Genomic DNA, 16,197 nt, shown 5'->3' with positions numbered 1-16,197 from the left:
AGCCCTGCCAATTGGCGGGGCTTTTTGTTATTGGAGGCACTATGCCACAACAGAATCCCCTCATGGGGATGGCGCTGGCATTGCTGACTGCGGTTTTCTGGGGAGCACTACCGATTGCGATGAAGCAGGCGGTAGAAGTGATGGATCCCTTTACCATCGTCTGGTACCGTTTCGTCGCCGCCTCGTTAGGGCTTGGCCTCTGGTTGAGCTATCGCCGCCAACTCCCTGCTGTCAGTACGTTAGGCGTGTCTGGAGGCGGTATCATGCTGCTGGGCAGTATCGGCCTTGCCGGTAACTTTGTCCTGTTTAACAGCGCACTTGAATATTTGAATCCTCCTGTCGTACAAGTCATTATCCAGCTCGCACCTGTTATGTTGTTGCTCGCCAGTGTAGTCTGCTTTAAAGAAACGCTTGGACGGCATCAGAAGATCGGTGTTGTGGGTTTATTATCCGGCTTGCTGTTGTTCTTTAACGAACGCCTGGCGGAGTTATTTACCAGCCTGAATGGGTACACAACAGGGGTATTGTTGGCCGTTTTAGCGGCGGTGGTATGGGTGATCTATGCCCTCGCGCAAAAAGCGATGCTTAAGCGCTATAGTTCCCCGCAGATCCTGCTGACGATCTATGTGATCTGCGCAGTGATGCTAACACCGCTGGCGACACCGAGTCAGATCCAGTTGATGGATCCTCGCCAAGTGGGCATGCTGCTCTTCTGCTGTATCAACACCTTGGTGGGGTATGGCGCGTTTGCTGAAGCCATGGCACGCTGGCAAGCCTCAAAAGTGAGTGCGGTGATTACGTTAACACCCCTGTTCACGATTGTGTTTGTGGATCTTGCGAGCTTGATTTGGCCGGCGCATGTGGCCTCGGTGGCATTAAATAGCCTCGGTTACATGGGTGCAATGGTCGTGGTCGGTAGCGCGATGTTCAGCGCAACAGGTCACCGTTTCCTGCGTAAGCAATAATGCTGGTAGGATCCCTGAACGGGGATCTTGCAGGAAAGGCCAGATAAGCGCGACGTTTGGTTGTACAATAGGTTAATAGTATTTTGGTGGTATAGGCCGCCAGATGAAAAGTTTTAACGCCACAGTGCGGAGAAAAAAATGAAGTTTATTGATGAGGCGGTAATCCGCGTTGACGCCGGTGACGGTGGCAACGGTACAGTCAGTTTCCGTACTGAAAAGTACGTCCCGAGAGGGGGCCCTGACGGTGGTGATGGCGGCGATGGTGGTGATGTTTACCTATTGGCCGATGAAAACTTTAACACCCTGATCGACTACCGCTTCGAGCGTTTCCACGCGGCAGAGCGTGGTGAAAATGGTCGTGGTGGTAACTGTACCGGTAAACGCGGTGCTGACAGCGTGTTGACTGTCCCTGTGGGTACGCGTGCGATTGATGAAGATACGGGCGAAGTCATTGCCGATCTGACTGAGCACGGCATGAAAATCATGGTCGCTAAAGGCGGTTTCCATGGTTTGGGTAACACCCGTTTCAAATCGTCGGTAAACCGTGCGCCTCGTCAAAAGTCAATGGGCAGTAAGGGCGAGATACGTCACCTTCGTCTGGAGCTGTTGTTGCTGGCTGATGTGGGTATGCTAGGTCTACCGAATGCCGGTAAATCAACGTTCATTCGCTCTGTGTCTGCGGCGAAGCCAAAAGTGGCTGACTATCCATTTACCACGCTTGTACCAAGCTTGGGTGTGGTACGTGTCGACTCTGATCGTTGTTTCGTTGTCGCTGATATTCCAGGCTTGATCGAAGGCGCTGCTGATGGTGCAGGCTTGGGTATTCGTTTCTTGAAGCACCTTGAGCGTTGTCGTGTACTCTTGCACATGATCGACTTGTTGCCAGCTGATGGTTCGGATCCGGTAGAAAATGCCTTTACGATCATCAACGAGCTTGAGCAATACAGTGACAAGTTAGGCAATAAGCCACGTTGGATCGTTTTCAACAAAGCGGATCTGCTTTCTGAAGAAGAAGCGCAAGAGAAGATCACTGACGTGCTTGAAGCGTTGGCATGGGAAGACAAGTACTACAGTATTTCTGCGCTGAACCGCATCGGCACGAAAGAGCTGACGTTTGATCTGATGGGCGCGATTGATGCGATGCCGAAGATTAAGTACGAAGCTGAAGAAAATAAAGTCGAGAAAGTGGACTTCAAGTGGGATGATTACCACACTGAACAGCTGAAGAAAGCGCAAGAATCGGATGATGATGACGATGATTGGGACGACTGGAACGAAGACGATTACGACGTAGAGATCATCTACAAGCCGTAAGTCTGCTGTTGACCTGATGAAGGTCCATGATGAAAAGCCGCCATTAGCGCGGCTTTTTTTGTGTCTAATCAAACCCACTCTCATTATTTTGTATGATAATTCACCATCGACGGGATCATAGCATTTAACAGGAGTGGCAATGCAGGTGGAAACAGCACCCTTATCAGAACCCATGCAACGGGAAGTTTCACGGTTATCTGTGTTAGCAGGGCAACGTTTGTTGCAGCACGGGGCAGAAAGCGCGTTAGTGATGGATGTGGCCAGGCGGTTAGGGCTCGCCTTAGGCGTCGACAGTGTGGAAGTGTCACTGTCAGCCAGTTCGATGGTACTGACAACCTTGAGCCGTGATCGGTGTATCACCACCACGCGCCAATGTCAGGATCGCGGGATCAACATGCAGGTGGTGACCGAGATCCAACGGGTGTGTATTTTGGCTGAGCGCGGGATGCTTGATATCGACGGTGTGCATCAGCGTCTTGAGAAGATCCAGCCGTGGCGATACAACCGCTATTTGGTGATCGTCATGATTGGGTTGTCCTGCGCCTCTTTTAGCCGTTTAGCTGGCGGGGATTGGCCGGTGTTTGTGTTGACCTTTTTTGCCTCCGCGATTGGCATGTTCGTGCGTCAAGAGATCGCACATTGCCATTTTAATCCCTTATTGAATTTTGGTATCACCGCGTTTGTCACCACCCTGATTTCCGGTTTTGGTGAGGTGTATCAGATCGGGGAAACGCCCTTTATCGCGATGGCCTCATCGGTGCTGATGTTGGTGCCGGGCTTCCCGCTCATCAATGCCATTTCTGACATGGTAAAAGGCTACGTAAATATGGGGATTGCCCGTTGGACGATGGCGTCATTGCTGACGTTATCCACCAGTATGGGGATTATCGCGGCGATGAACGTGTTGGGTGTGTGGGGGTGGTTATAATGTTTTCTGTCACCTTTTTGCTGGCTCTGCTTCACGACATGTTCTTTGCCATGATCCCGGCTATCGGGTTTGCGTTGGTGTTCAATGTGCCACCGAAAGCGTTGAAATATTGCGCCATTGGCGGGGCGTTAGGGCACGGCTTTCGGTTTGCGCTTATGCACTGGGGCGTTTCGATTGAGTGGGCGACGCTGGGCGCCGCAACGTTAGTGGGGATGATCGGCGTGCATTGGTCGCACCGTTTTCTCGCCCACCCGAAAGTGTTCACCGTGGCGGCGATGATCCCGATGGTGCCAGGGGTGTTTGCGTTTAAGGCCATGATCGCCTTGGTGGAGATCAATCACAGCGGCTTTACCCCTGAGCTGTGGGCGATGCTGATGGACAACATGCTCAAGGCGGTGTTTATCATTGCCTCGCTGGCCATTGGTTTAGCCATGCCGGGGTTGTTATTCTATCGCCGTCGGCCTGTCGTTTAGCCATTGTCCTGTGATATAACGGGGACACATTGAAGACGGGGAAGATCAGATGAAAATCAGTATGGTGGCCGCGATGGCTCATGAACGCGTGATTGGCAAAGACAATGCGATGCCGTGGCATTTACCGGCCGACTTTGCTTGGTTCAAACACGTCACGATGGGCAAGCCTGTGGTCATGGGGCGTAAAACCTATGAGTCCATTGGTCGCCCGTTGCCGGGTCGCCACAATATCGTGATCAGCCGTAACGCCGCTTATCAAGCTGATGGGATCACGGTCGTTGCGGATATTGCGGCAGCTAAAGCGGCGGCCGGTCAGGTTGACGAGCTGATGATCATCGGCGGCGGATCGATTTATACCGCGTGCTTGCCAGAGGCGGAGCGTTTGTACCTGACGTTCATTGATTGGACGGTAGACGGCGATACCTGCTTCCCTGATTGGGGGCGTGATTGGCAGGAAGTGCACAGTGAAACGTATGTGGCGGATGAGAAAAACGCCCATGACATGCGCTTTGTGATCCTCGAACGGAATGCCTAGACGGTTATTCGTTTAGTACGACTTACCATGTAAAAGGCTTGCCCATGGGCAAGCCTTTTTCTTTGGCGTGAGCTGGCTGGTATATGCAGGGGTCAGCTCGCGTGCACCGGACAGGCGTGCTCAAATCGCGCACCGTCTTCCCAACGTAAAAGTGTCATGCTGTTGCCCCAGACGCAGCCTGTATCCAACCCTATGACGTTATCATCCTCGTAGCCCTCAAGGGCAGCCCAGTGGCCAAATATCATCTTCTTGTCGATATGAGGGCGTTCTAGGGCGAACCATGGCACTAACCCGGTTTCACCGCTGTGCTCAGGTGCCAATTTACAGTCCATGTCGAGACGGCCATCGGGGTAGCAAAAGCGCATACGGGTAAAGGCATTGATGATAAAGCGGTAGCGTTCAATCCCCGTTAGTGACGGATCCCATTGTTCGGGGCCGTTGCCATACATGTTTTCCAGTAGCCACAGGTAGCGGTCACCTTGCAGAATGGCTTCCACTTCGCGGGCGTACTGCTGTGCCTGATCTAAGTCCCATTGGGGAGGTAACCCCGCATGGGTCATCACAAAATCATGGTCGGCGTGAACCGCCAATAGCGGTTGGTGGCGCAACCAGTGCATCAGTGCATCGCAATCTGGTGCATCCAGAATTGGCTGCAGTTTATCTTTCGGTTTGTTTCTGGCTATGCCGTTGGTGACCGCTAGCAGGTGTAAATCGTGGTTACCCAGTACGGTGGTCGCGCGTTTGCCTAGGTTTTTGACAAAACGCAGGGTCTCAAGCGACTGCGGGCCGCGCGCGACTAAGTCACCAGTGAGCCACAGCGTGTCTGCCGTGGGATCAAACTGGGCATCGTCCAGTAAATGCTGTAAATCAGCCAGACACCCCTGAATGTCACCGACAAGGTAGGTCGACATAAGTATCCTTAATGAAGAATATTGGGAACCGCAAGGCGAAACGGCTCCACTTCGGCGTGGAATTCCGTCCCCGCTTCATTGGTCATGACGTAGTGGCCTTGCATGACACCAAGCGGTGTTTCGATAATCGTGCCACTGGTATAGGTGTATTCGTCGTGCGCAGCAATGGTTGGTTGCTCACCAACGACACCTTCGCCTTCAATCACCAGCTTTTTGCCATTGGCATCGGTGATCAGCCAGCGACGACTGAGGAGCGTGGCTGCACCTTGCCCGAGGTTGGCAATGGTGATGGTGTAGGAGAAGACGTAGCGTTGTTGGTCGGGCTCGGATTGATCTTCCACATAATGGGTGACCACTCGGCATTTGATTGTTGGCGTCACATTTGCTGTCATCGTGTGATTCCTTTCTGACGAGGGTATCAGGTTGCCCTGATACCCGGGTGTGTCAACGGTGTTGCTACAGCACGCGCTTAGTTGCTGTGGTTGGCATCCAGCCAGTTTGCCATCGCAACGAATTGCTCAAGCGTAAGGTTTTCTGGACGCAGTGTCGGGTTAACCCCTAAGTCAATTAACTGCTCTTCCGTCAGTAATGCTTTGTAGCAGTTGCGGATCGTTTTACGGCGCTGGTTGAAGCCTTCGCGGCAAACACGGTCTAGCCACTTAAGGTTAGTACATGGGTGCGGCAGGACTTCATACGGTGTAATACGGACAACCGCAGAGTCAACTTTGGGTGCTGGAACAAACGACTCAGGCGGCACTTCCAATACAGGCATCACGCGTGAATAGTATTGCGCCATCACCGTTAGGCGGCCGTACGCTTTGCTGCCAGGACCGGCTGCCAAACGGTTAACCACTTCTTTTTGCAACATAAAGTGCATATCAAGAATATGCTCATGGAAGCTAAAAAGGTGGAACATCAATGGCGTTGAGATGTTGTATGGTAAGTTACCGAAAATACGCAGCTTGTTGTTTTCTTTGATCAGCTGCGTGAAGTCGAAGCGCATGGCATCGCCTTCATGAATGGTCAGTTTGCTGCTTAGATCAGGGTGATTACGCAGACGTTCTGCCAAGTCACGGTCAAGCTCGATCACGGTGAACTTGTCGACCATCTTGCCCACAGGCTCAGTGATCGCACCCAGACCCGGGCCGATCTCTACCAGGTTTTGGCCTGGACGCGGGTTAATGGATGAAACAATACCGTCAATAATGTATGGGTCGTTTAAAAAGTTCTGACCAAAGCGCTTACGCGCGCGGTGGCCTAGGTGGACTTGATCGCTGCTCATGTTTGTTTTTCTACCAATTCAAGGGCGTGCGATAGCGCTGTCCAAAGGCTACCGGTGTCCGCCTGTCCGGTACCGGCAAGTTCCAGTGCGGTACCATGATCTACTGAAGTTCTGATGAAGGGCAGGCCCAACGTAATGTTGACTGATTTACCAAAGCCTTTGAATTTTAGCACTGGTAACCCTTGATCGTGATACATGGCGAGTACCGTATCGGCGTCTGCCAGGTATTTTTCCTGAAAAATGGTATCAGCCGGTAAAGGGCCGATGAGTGCCATTCCTTCTTGCTGGCGAAGTTGCGCTAGGGCCGGGCTGATCACATCGATCTCTTCGGTCCCCAAGCAGCCATCTTCACCCGCGTGCGGGTTCAGTCCGCACACATAAATTTTCGGTTGGGCGATGCCAAACTTTTGAATTAAATCGGCATGCAGGATACGAATAACCTGCTGAAGTCGCTCTGCCGTGATGGCCTCAGAGACGGCCGCTAACGGAATATGCGTCGTCACCAGTGCCACGCGTAGTCCTTCGGTGGCCAACATCATCACCACTTGTGCGGTATCAGATTGTTGCGCGAAGAACTCGGTATGGCCACTGAAAGGTACCCCTGCGCGGTTGATCACGCCCTTATGGACGGGACCGGTCACGACCGCGGCGAATTCGCCGGATAAACAGCCCTCGGCGGCATGGCGAAGGGTGTCCAGAACGTACTGGCCATTGTGTTCATCCAATTGGCCCGCGATCACCGTTGTTGCCAAAGGGTGATCGGCCACGACCAGTGTCCCCGCGGTGTGCGGTTGTGCTGGTTGTGTCGGATCATAGGCACTTACCGTGATCGGCAAACCCAATTGGGCTGCACGTTCTACCATAAGCTGAGCGTTAGCACAAATGACCAATTGGTGCGGCCAGTCCTGTTGCGCGATCGCTAAGACCAGATCCGGCCCGATCCCCGCGGGTTCGCCCGGGGTAATGGCGAGTCGTTTAACCTTGGTCATTAGTTGCTTCCGGTTGCTCGATAAAGGCCCCGGCACGCAGCTCTTGCAACCAGGCTTGGGCTTCTTCGTTAAACTTACGATTGAACAGAATACGGTACGCACGGTTTTTCACTGCCGCATCGGTACGGTCCACATCACGGCGACCGGTCACTTCGACAATGTGCCAGCCATGGACGGTTTTGAATGGTTCGCTGATCACGCCAGTGGGTAAGGTTTCGACCTTGTTTTTAAATTCCGGTACGTACAAATCCGGTGTTTGCCAGCCTAGCTGTCCGCCATTGACGGCAGAACCCGGGTCAGCACTCAAGCTTTGGGCGACATCTGCGAAGGTGCGTTTACCCGACAAGATATCTTGGCGAGCTTCTTCTAGTTCTTTTTTCGCCGCGTCGTCACTTAAGATCACCGAGGTTTTCACCAAAATATGGCGTGCGTTCACTTCCGTGACGGACACCGTTTCAAGGCCTTCTACGTTATTGACCTTGATGATGTGATAACCCACACCACTGCGGAACGGGCCAATGATAGCGCCTTTCCCTTGCGAGGTAATTTGGTCGGCAAAAATGGTCGGCATTTCTTCTTTGCGCAGCCAGCCCCACTCACCGCCTTGCAGCGCTTTCGGGCCTTTTGAATAGCTGTACGCCAAGTTCGCGAAATCCGCACCGTCTTGCAGTTCTTTCACCAAGGTATTGGCTTCATCTGCGACGGCTTCACGTTCTTGTGCCGTGGCACCGTCTTCTAAGCGTAGCTGGATGTGGCTGATGTTATAGCGCACGCCCTGCTGTTCTTGTTGGCTCAATTGGGTCGCCAGCGTCTCCACTTCTTGCGGCAAAATGTTGATGCGACGACGGACTTGAATGGTACGGGCTTCGCTGGCGGTGATATCGCGGCGAATTTGTTCGCGGAACATCGGGAAGCTGATGCCGTTACGAGCCAACAGCGTTTGCAATTGTGCGAGGGTGATTTTGCGCTCTTTTGCGATTTGCGCGATAGCCTGATCCAGACGGGTATCATCAACGCGGATCCCAAACTGTTTGGCTTGCTGTAGCTGCAATGTTTCCATGATCAGCTGATCCATCACTTGCTGTGACAGGATATTATCCGGCGGCAATGGCTTGCTCTGATCGCTGGCCGCATTCATGCGGACGGTTTTGATCATGGCATCGACATCGCTTTTGAGGATCACGCTGTCGTTAACGATCGTGACCACACGATCCAATTCCTGTGGAGCGGCCACGGTGCCGGCGGAAAGGCCCAGTAAGGCGATACCGAGTAAGCTAGACTTCCAATTTTTCATTCTTCGTTTCCATAGTGCGCTGGGCGCGTATCAGCAAAAGGCGGGAGGGCGATGCCCTCCGGCACAATCAGTTGTTAAGGTAGAACGGGCGGCCATATCCGATGGCATTGCCGTCGCTGGTGGAGCCAATCGGTGCGACACCGGCGAGGCCAAGCAAGCTGAACGAGATACTGAAGTTCTGCTCGTATTCGGCAGGACTGCTGGCGACGTTAGAACGCGTTTTGAGGTATTCGTTATAGCCCAAACTGATCATCCAACAGGCGCTGCGGTAGTTCAGTGTGATCTGGCCTTCAAGCATTTGGTTTTCGGTCAAATCATGGTAGTAATCGCCGCGCAGTGTGATCCCGTCAGTGATCGGGAAACCGGTCGAAAAGCCCAGTTGCGAGATCCCGTCTTCGGTGTATTGATTGAGCTGGCTTTCATCCTGAATATTTTCAAGTAAATATTCTTTAGAGATGTAGCGATAGTTCAACTGGCTGAAGACGGCATTTTCACGGTATTCCACTGCGCCGTTCACGAACTGGAGATCTTTTTTACTCGCGTCGTACTGCAGACTGCCGTGGAAGAAAAGCCAGTCATCGTAGTTGAAGTCAGACTCAAATGCGGTGGCCGAGTAGTTCGGGCTCGCTTCGTTACCGTCTTGCAGGTTGCGTCCGGCATCGTTGAGATAGAAAATTTGGCCCGCCGATACGTTGAAGCGTTCCACAAAGTTACTGTCGAAGTAACGGGTTGTTGCCCCCACGGTAAATTGGTTGGCCGCCGCAATACGGTCAACACTGGAATAACGCTGATCCCGGAACAAACCGTAGTAGTCGGTTTGCATCAGGGTGGTGTCGTAGGCGTCATAGATGTGTTTTTGATCCACATCTTTCACGTACAAGTATTGGATTTGTGGTTCCAAACTTTGAGTATACGCATCGCCCCACAGCAAGGTATCACGCTCTAGGTACAAGCCACTGTGAATGCGGATGCTTGGCACGGTACGCGAGACATTGCTTTCCAGATCCAAGTTTTTGTCCTGCAACTCTTGGCTGTTCGGATCAAATTCCTGATTGTAATAGGTGTACATCAGCTTGGCTTCGGTGGTCACAGACCACCATGGTGTGGCATACGGCAGGGTTAATGTCGGCTCAAGGTGGACACGATCGGCTGACGGCTTATCAGGGTTGTCGTTTTCAAAACGGCTGGCCTGGCTGTACAGGTGGAAATCCAGTCCGTACGGCAGATCGTCATGGTAATAGTTCAAATCCAACTGCGGCATCAGGCGGTAGTTGGACGACACGCCCAGCGTCAGTGGCTGGAAGTTACGCACACGCAGGGTAGAGTCCCAGTTGGTATCACGGTAAGACACTTCGGCGGTTTGTAGCAGGTTGTTGTCTTCGCGCTCACCAATGCCGGAATCAATGTCCGAGAAATACGTCGGGTCGCTCACCTTGCTGTAATCAATTTCAAACAGCCAGTGGGCGTCATACACGCCACGGTGTGACCAGTTAAAGCCCCAACGCGGGTCGCCATCGGTCGCTTTCTGATCGTTGGCTAAGTATTCGCCTTCCAAGTGGCCTTGACCGAATTCGGTTAAGTAACGAAACTTTGAATTCAGCTGCAAGCCACGGTTGGTCATGTACTTGGGCGTGATGGTCATGTCGTAGTTAGGGGCGATGTTCCAGTAGAACGGCGTCTCGAGTTCAAAGCCATCGCGCGAGCCATAGCTGATTGACGGATAAAGGAAACCGGTCAAACGCTCTTTACCCACAGGTACACGCAGGTATGGCATGTACAGCACAGGCACATCCGCCACTTCAAAGCGGGCATTGTAGAGATCGGCAAACGGGGAGTCGGCTTCACGCTCAATGCTGGTGGCGGAGAACTGCCAGCTGCGGTCACCCGGCGGACAGGTGGTGTAGGTCCCGTTTTTTAAGCGATAGTACGCAATGCCATTTTTCACAATGCGCTCGGCTTCACCGCGTCCGGCTTCGCAGGTCATGTTGTAGACCGCATTTTCCATCTCAGCATCTTCAGTATCCAGATTGCTCTGGACACGATCGGAATACACCTCCATGCTGCCATCACTGAAATACACGTTGCCTTCAGCGGTCACGATATTTTCCGGTTGATGGAGCGTGGCGGTGTCTGCGGCGACTGTGCGGTTTCCCTGACGTACGACGACATCACCGGAATAGGTCAGTTTTTTCTCGTTCAGTGCTTCCGCGTGATCGGCAGTGACGGTCACGGGTTCATTATTCGGATCGGCCGGCCTGTCTTTCGGGGCAATACACACCCCGCGGATCGTGGCCAGCTCGTCAGTGTCATCACTGATCGCAGGGTCGCCACTGATTTCATCATGGGAGGCCGGAGTTGCATACGCCATGGCCGGGCCGAAGAGTGCCAGACTGATCATGGTGGCTAATAGACTGCGGGAGGTTGATGACATTTAACTAAACGTTCCTGTAAAAAAAGTTTTCGTGCATTTATTATCGCGGCTCGGGTTTTCGCAAGCATTCCCGATAAATGCCAGCTATCATAATGCAAATTCAACCCGACGGCATCTTTTGGCGTCATGGAATCGGGTTACACGCGGTAGAAATATTTCTAAATTTAGCAAATTACCAGAGAGTAGCGAATGCAGGTTTGGGGCAAAATTCTGGGGGCATTTTTTGGTTTCCTCCTTGGCGGGCCGTTTGGTCTGTTGTTAGGTCTCTTTTTGGGCTATAAGTTCGATAAGGCACGCGCAAATATTTATGGCCGAGGCCAATTTGGTGCCTTCTCAACGAGTGGCGGCAATCAGGCGGATCGTCAGGCCGCTTTTTTCCATGCGGCGTTTGCCGTGATGGGGCATGTGGCCAAAGCCAAAGGGCGAGTGACCTCGGATGAAATTCGTGTGGCTAGTGCCATTATGGACCGAATGGGGTTACAGGGCGAATCGCGCCGCCAAGCGCAAGATGCGTTTCGTGATGGCAAAGAGGACGATTTTCCGCTGGAAGAGGAGCTGTCACGTGTGCGACAGACCACGGCTGGCCGCAGTGATTTACTGCAATTTTTCTTAGAACTGCAGATCCAAGCCGCCTTTGCCGATGGCAATTTGCACCCGAGTGAGCGTCAGTTACTGCATGTCATTGCGCGTACGCTGGGCTTTTCTGAGCAGCAGCTAGAGCAACGTCTGCGTATGCAAGAAGCCGCGTTCCGTTTCCAGCAAGGGGGCTTCCACCAGCAGTACCAGCAGCAGGGGGGCTTTCGTCAAGCACCGACCCGCGATCAGCTGGCGGATGCATACAATGTGCTAGGCGTAACAGAAAACGCGACGGGACAAGAGCTGAAACGCGCTTACCGCAAACAAATGAATGAACATCATCCGGATAAATTGGCCGCCAAAGGGTTGCCACCAGAAATGATGGAGCTGGCCAAGCAGAAAACCCAAGAGTTGCAAGCGGCGTATGATTTGATCCGCAAAGAGAAAGGGGTGAAATAACCTCTGCGTGTCTTCTTCGGGCAGAGTCGGGTAGAGGCAGGCAAGAAACGGCGAGATCGAACAATGCACGTTCAAAAAAGCGAGAGTCTGACTCTCGCTTTTTTTATGCCTGTTAAACACCGTATTGCGGCTGTCTTTACGCGTTGACTACGCGGCCTCAGCCATCAAGGATCAGCCCTTGGAATGGCTATCCGGCAGGGTCTTTTCTGACGCTTGCGAATAAAACTCACACGGGGCGAACAGATGCATCGGCTCGCCAGTACGTGGGTGGAAGAAACTTAACTCAGCCGCGTGCAGCTGCAGGCGTGTGGCCATGGCGAGCGCATCGTCATGGGCATAGAAGCCGTCACCCAGAATCGGGTGATCCAGTGCCAGCAAGTGTACGCGCAACTGATGAGAGCGGCCGGTGATAGGACGTAAACGCACCAAACTGGTGTTGTCGCCACGTTCCATGACCTGATAGTGCGTCACGGATGGCTTGCCGTCGTCAAAGCAGACTTTTTGCATTGGGCGGTTAGGCCAGTCACAGATCAGCGGCAGATCAATGGTGCCAGTGTCTTGTGCCATCGCTCCCCATACGCGGGCGTAGTAGACTTTTTCAGTTAGGCGATCGCGGAATTGTGCCTTGAGCGCACGCTCAGCGTCTTTGTTTAGCGCCAAGACGATCAGGCCAGAGGTCGCCATGTCCAAACGGTGGATGATTTGTGATTCCGGATAATCGCGCAGTACGCGAGAGAACACGCTGTCATGAAACGCAGGATCGCGTCCCGGGTTGGACAGTAGCCCTGACGGTTTGTTGACCGCGATAATATCGTCGTCCAAATAGAGGACATTTAGCCACGGATCTTTAGGGGGATTGTAATCAAGTTCAGGTAATTTTCTCATCGCGCGTGTGACCATCAGGGAGTGAAGGGCGGCGATGATAGCACACTTGTGACCCCCTCCCAATGTTTCCCCGTATGGCATTTTTTGTCAGAATTATGCTGTGTCGAAGAGGGGCCGTAAGAGGCCGAGAGGGGAAAAATGGGGGACAATGAGAGCGGAAAAAAAAGCAAAAAAAAGCCGCCGAAAATCGGCGGCTTAGCAGTGTGCTATTAAGCGCTAGGCAGGCTTAGCCGTGGCTGACCACAATCAAGCGTAATGAATCCAATTGGATTTGCGCTTTGGCAATGTAGCCTGTTAGATCGGCGATCTGGGTTTCCAGCAGTTCCACCTCATCATCACGGATGTTCGGGTTCACCGCTTTCAGTGCCAGTAGGCGATCCAATTCGGCACGCAGCGTGGTTTCCATCTCCGCTTGCGCGGTTTCGCGTACGCCGCCCAATTCTTTCTCTACCGCTTGTTCCGCAAAGGCGATCAGCGTGTGAATGTCTTTTTGTACCGAGTTGACTAACTTGCTACCAAGGTGACGGTTCACCGGGCTGAGCTGACGGTTAAAGCCTTCAAACTCGACGTTGCTCGACAGATTGTTGCCTTTGCCATCCAGCAGGACGCGGATAGGGGTGGCAGGCAGGAAGCGGCCAATGCCGGATTGCTTCGGTGCCTGTGCATCGACCACGTAGATCAACTCTAACAACAGGGTGCCGACAGGCAATGCCTTGTTTTTCAGCAGAGACACTGCGGTGGTGCCCACGCCTTCGCTCAGTAGCAGATCAATACCGCCCTGAATCATTGGGTGTTCCCAGCTGATGAAGTGCAGATCTTCGCGTGATAGCGCCGTATTACGATCAAACGTAATGGTGCAACCGTCATACGGCAGACCCGGGTAGCTCGCGACCATCATGTGCTCTGACGGCGTCACCACAATGGCGTTTTCGCCTTTATCGTCTTGGTTCAAACCGATGGTATCAAACAAGCCAAGGGCAAAGGTCACCAAGTTGGTGTCGCCATCTTTGCTGCTGATCAGCTCGACCAAAGCCTGCGCTTTGTCGCCACCGTTGGAGTGAATTTCCAATAGACGGTCACGGCCTTGTTCTAGCTTCGCTTTCAGCGCTTGGTGCATGGCAGCACTGTCTTCGATTAGGCTATTAAGCGCCTCGTCACTTGGCTTGTCGCTGGCCAGCAGGCTGATCAAGGTGTCGCAGAACGCATCGTAAATCGCACGGCCGGTTGGACAGGTTTCTTCAAAGGCGTTCAGGCCTTCGTTGTACCAGCGCGCCAACAAGGCTTGTGAGGTGCCTTCAAGGTGCGGCACGTGAATTTCAATGTCACGCTTCTGGCCAATACGGTCAAGACGACCAATACGTTGCTCCAGCAGGTCCGGGTTGTTCGGCAAATCGAACATCACCAACTGGTTGGCGAACTGGAAGTTACGGCCTTCTGAACCAATCTCTGAACACAACAGTACTTGCGCGCCCGCTTCTTCTTGGGCGAAGTACGCGGCGGCTTTATCACGCTCGATGATCGACATGCCTTCGTGGAACACGGTGGCACGGATCCCTTCACGTTCACGCAGGGCTTGTTCCAAGATCAGGGCGGTTTGTGCGCGGGCACAGATCACCAACACTTTTTCCTGACGGTTGGCTTTGAGCATATCCAGCAACCAGTTCACGCGCGGGTCAAAGTGCCACCACGTTGCTGACTCGCCTTCAAACTCCTGGAAGATGTCTTCTGGGTACAGCAGCTTCACCGCTTTTTGTTCGTCGCTCATCTTGCCGCCCATCATGGCCGCCACACGCATGGCCGTCTGGTATTGCGTCGGCAATGGCAGCGGGTACATGTTCAGGTGACGTTGTGGGAAGCCTTTGATCGCCGCACGGGTGTTACGGAACAGCACGCGGCCGGTACCGTGACGATCCATCAGGTTATCGATCAACTCACGGCGAACGGTTTCCTGTTGCTCGGTGTCGACATCGCTCGCTTCGATAATACGCAGCATCGGCTCAATGTCTTGCTCGGGCAGCAGTTCCACCAAGGTGTTCTTGGCGTCGTTATCCAGCGTTTCGCCAGATAGCAGACGGGATACCGCATCGGCGACCGGGGCATACTGGCGCTCTTCTTCGACAAACGTTTCGTAGTCGTAGAAGCGATCCGGATCGAGCAGGCGCAGACGGGCAAAGTGGCTTTCATGGCCCAATTGCTCTGGCGTGGCCGTTAACAGCAATACGCCCGGCGTTTTCTCTGCCAGTGCTTCGACCACTTGGTACTGACGGCTTGGTTTGTCTTCGCTCCACTCAAGGTGGTGAGCTTCATCGACGACCATCAAATCCCAATCGGCATCCAAGGCTTGTTCAAAGCGACGACGGCTTTTACGTAGGAAGTCCAACGAACACAGCACATACTGAGCCGTATCAAAAGGGTTAGCTGCATCGGCAAAGCTTTCTACGCAACGTTCTTCATCGAAGATCGAGAAGTGCAGGTTGAAACGACGCATCATTTCGACCAGCCACTGGTGTTGCAAGGTTTCTGGCACCACGATCAGGATACGCTCGGCACGGCCTGCCAGCACTTGCTGGTGGATGATCATACCGGCTTCGATGGTTTTACCCAGACCCACTTCATCGGCCAACAGGACGCGAGGCGCGTAACGACGACCCACTTCATGGGCGATGTAGAGCTGATGGGGGATCAGGCCAGCACGCATGCCACACAGACCGCGTTGTGCGCTCTTGTGTTGTTCGTACTGGTTCTTCAACGCACGGTAGCGCAGGGCAAAGCGATCCATACGGTCGATTTGACCGGCGAACAGTTTGTCTTGCGGTTTGTTAAAACGGATCTGGTGGCTGAGGAATATTTCACGCAGCACCACGTCTTCTTCTTCTGTGTCCGTACGGGTACCGATATAGGTGAAAACGCCCCCCGTTTCATCGACGCGTTCTACTTTGAGTGACCAGCCTTCATGGCTTTCAACCACATCACCGACATTGAACATTACACGGGTCACGGGCGCATCATTACGAGCGTAGAGACGGTTCTCATCACAGGCGGAGAACATGAGTGTCACGGTTCTGGTATCGACAGCCATGACTGTCCCTAAACCGAGATCACTTTCAGTATCACTGATCCAACGTTGACCCAAAGCAAATGGCATAGTGGTTAAA

General features: G+C 53.1%; 14 protein-coding genes. 6 read left to right on the top strand and 8 right to left on the bottom strand.

The window, feature by feature from the left end; translation table 11 throughout:
* Nucleotides 1-41 precede the first annotated feature (41 nt).
* The 5 genes from L4C36_RS06775 to folA all read left to right on the top strand — a co-directional run bounded on the left by L4C36_RS06775 (nucleotide 42) and on the right by folA (nucleotide 4,215).
* A complete protein-coding gene (locus tag L4C36_RS06775) occupies nucleotides 42-965 on the top strand; it encodes a DMT family transporter (protein ID WP_428477036.1) in 924 nt (307 codons plus the stop codon).
* 138 nt (nucleotides 966-1,103) lie between these two features.
* Nucleotides 1,104-2,279 carry an Obg family GTPase CgtA gene (gene cgtA, locus L4C36_RS06770; RefSeq protein ID WP_428477035.1) on the top strand — a complete coding sequence of 392 codons (1,176 nt, stop codon included), beginning with the start codon at nucleotides 1,104-1,106 and terminating at the stop codon, nucleotides 2,277-2,279.
* 139 nt (nucleotides 2,280-2,418) lie between these two features.
* Entirely contained in the window at nucleotides 2,419-3,207 is a 789-nt protein-coding gene (locus tag L4C36_RS06765) for a threonine/serine exporter family protein (RefSeq protein ID WP_428477034.1), read from the top strand.
* Nucleotides 3,207-3,680, top strand: a complete 474-nt coding sequence (locus L4C36_RS06760) for a threonine/serine exporter family protein (protein ID WP_428477033.1) — start codon at nucleotides 3,207-3,209, stop codon at nucleotides 3,678-3,680. Before L4C36_RS06765 ends, L4C36_RS06760 begins: the two co-directional genes overlap by 1 nt.
* Before the next feature lie 49 nt (nucleotides 3,681-3,729).
* Nucleotides 3,730-4,215, top strand: coding sequence for a type 3 dihydrofolate reductase (folA, locus tag L4C36_RS06755; protein ID WP_428477032.1), 486 nt, complete (start codon nucleotides 3,730-3,732; stop codon nucleotides 4,213-4,215).
* Between the two features lie 92 nt (nucleotides 4,216-4,307).
* On the opposite strand, the gene L4C36_RS06750 is transcribed toward folA, so the two are convergent.
* From L4C36_RS06750 to lptD, 6 genes are all read right to left on the bottom strand, one after another.
* Nucleotides 4,308-5,126 (bottom strand): symmetrical bis(5'-nucleosyl)-tetraphosphatase, encoded by an 819-nt coding sequence (locus L4C36_RS06750; protein ID WP_428477031.1) that lies wholly within the window; start codon nucleotides 5,124-5,126, stop codon nucleotides 4,308-4,310.
* An 8-nt stretch (nucleotides 5,127-5,134) separates the two neighbouring features.
* On the bottom strand, nucleotides 5,135-5,518 hold the full coding sequence (apaG, locus tag L4C36_RS06745) for a Co2+/Mg2+ efflux protein ApaG (protein WP_428477030.1): 384 nt from the start codon (nucleotides 5,516-5,518) through the stop codon (nucleotides 5,135-5,137).
* A 77-nt stretch (nucleotides 5,519-5,595) separates the two neighbouring features.
* Nucleotides 5,596-6,408, bottom strand: coding sequence for a 16S rRNA (adenine(1518)-N(6)/adenine(1519)-N(6))-dimethyltransferase RsmA (gene rsmA / locus L4C36_RS06740; protein ID WP_428477029.1), 813 nt, complete (start codon nucleotides 6,406-6,408; stop codon nucleotides 5,596-5,598).
* Nucleotides 6,405-7,397, bottom strand: coding sequence for a 4-hydroxythreonine-4-phosphate dehydrogenase PdxA (gene pdxA / locus L4C36_RS06735; protein ID WP_428477028.1), 993 nt, complete (start codon nucleotides 7,395-7,397; stop codon nucleotides 6,405-6,407). The genes rsmA and pdxA overlap by 4 nt, the downstream gene beginning before the upstream one ends.
* Nucleotides 7,384-8,691 (bottom strand): peptidylprolyl isomerase SurA, encoded by a 1,308-nt coding sequence (gene surA, locus L4C36_RS06730; RefSeq protein ID WP_428477027.1) that lies wholly within the window; start codon nucleotides 8,689-8,691, stop codon nucleotides 7,384-7,386. Before surA ends, pdxA begins: the two co-directional genes overlap by 14 nt.
* 67 nt (nucleotides 8,692-8,758) lie before the next feature.
* On the bottom strand, nucleotides 8,759-11,122 hold the full coding sequence (lptD, locus tag L4C36_RS06725; RefSeq protein WP_428477026.1) for an LPS assembly protein LptD: 2,364 nt from the start codon (nucleotides 11,120-11,122) through the stop codon (nucleotides 8,759-8,761).
* 189 nt (nucleotides 11,123-11,311) lie between these two features.
* Between lptD and djlA the strand changes: the two genes are divergently transcribed.
* Nucleotides 11,312-12,157: a co-chaperone DjlA gene (gene djlA, locus L4C36_RS06720; protein ID WP_428477025.1), complete on the top strand. Its 846-nt coding sequence runs from the start codon at nucleotides 11,312-11,314 to the stop codon at nucleotides 12,155-12,157.
* A 171-nt stretch (nucleotides 12,158-12,328) separates the two neighbouring features.
* On the opposite strand, the gene rluA is transcribed toward djlA, so the two are convergent.
* Nucleotides 12,329-13,042, bottom strand: a complete 714-nt coding sequence (gene rluA, locus L4C36_RS06715) for a bifunctional tRNA pseudouridine(32) synthase/23S rRNA pseudouridine(746) synthase RluA (protein ID WP_428477024.1) — start codon at nucleotides 13,040-13,042, stop codon at nucleotides 12,329-12,331.
* 226 nt (nucleotides 13,043-13,268) lie between these two features.
* A complete protein-coding gene (rapA, locus tag L4C36_RS06710) occupies nucleotides 13,269-16,187 on the bottom strand; it encodes an RNA polymerase-associated protein RapA (RefSeq protein WP_428477023.1) in 2,919 nt (972 codons plus the stop codon).
* Nucleotides 16,188-16,197 lie beyond the last annotated feature (10 nt).

The sequence above is a fragment of the Photobacterium japonica genome, from assembly GCF_050337005.1.
Lineage (GTDB): Bacteria > Pseudomonadota > Gammaproteobacteria > Enterobacterales > Vibrionaceae > Photobacterium > Photobacterium japonica.
This window is presented reverse-complemented; position numbering and strand designations above follow the sequence as displayed.

What these genes read in the sequence shown, in the direction of transcription:
- L4C36_RS06765 (WP_428477034.1), top strand. Translation starts at nt 2,419, where the DNA reads ATGCAGGTGGAAACAGCACCCTTATCAGAACCCATGCAACGGGAAGTT.
- djlA (WP_428477025.1), top strand. Translation starts at nt 11,312, where the DNA reads ATGCAGGTTTGGGGCAAAATTCTGGGGGCATTTTTTGGTTTCCTCCTT.
- lptD (WP_428477026.1), bottom strand. Translation starts at nt 11,122, where the DNA reads ATGTCATCAACCTCCCGCAGTCTATTAGCCACCATGATCAGTCTGGCA.
- rluA (WP_428477024.1), bottom strand. Translation starts at nt 13,042, where the DNA reads ATGAGAAAATTACCTGAACTTGATTACAATCCCCCTAAAGATCCGTGG.
- L4C36_RS06775 (WP_428477036.1), top strand. Translation starts at nt 42, where the DNA reads ATGCCACAACAGAATCCCCTCATGGGGATGGCGCTGGCATTGCTGACT.
- rsmA (WP_428477029.1), bottom strand. Translation starts at nt 6,408, where the DNA reads ATGAGCAGCGATCAAGTCCACCTAGGCCACCGCGCGCGTAAGCGCTTT.
- apaG (WP_428477030.1), bottom strand. Translation starts at nt 5,518, where the DNA reads ATGACAGCAAATGTGACGCCAACAATCAAATGCCGAGTGGTCACCCAT.
- L4C36_RS06750 (WP_428477031.1), bottom strand. Translation starts at nt 5,126, where the DNA reads ATGTCGACCTACCTTGTCGGTGACATTCAGGGGTGTCTGGCTGATTTA.
- surA (WP_428477027.1), bottom strand. Translation starts at nt 8,691, where the DNA reads ATGAAAAATTGGAAGTCTAGCTTACTCGGTATCGCCTTACTGGGCCTT.
- pdxA (WP_428477028.1), bottom strand. Translation starts at nt 7,397, where the DNA reads ATGACCAAGGTTAAACGACTCGCCATTACCCCGGGCGAACCCGCGGGG.
- L4C36_RS06760 (WP_428477033.1), top strand. Translation starts at nt 3,207, where the DNA reads ATGTTTTCTGTCACCTTTTTGCTGGCTCTGCTTCACGACATGTTCTTT.
- folA (WP_428477032.1), top strand. Translation starts at nt 3,730, where the DNA reads ATGAAAATCAGTATGGTGGCCGCGATGGCTCATGAACGCGTGATTGGC.
- rapA (WP_428477023.1), bottom strand. Translation starts at nt 16,187, where the DNA reads ATGCCATTTGCTTTGGGTCAACGTTGGATCAGTGATACTGAAAGTGAT.
- cgtA (WP_428477035.1), top strand. Translation starts at nt 1,104, where the DNA reads ATGAAGTTTATTGATGAGGCGGTAATCCGCGTTGACGCCGGTGACGGT.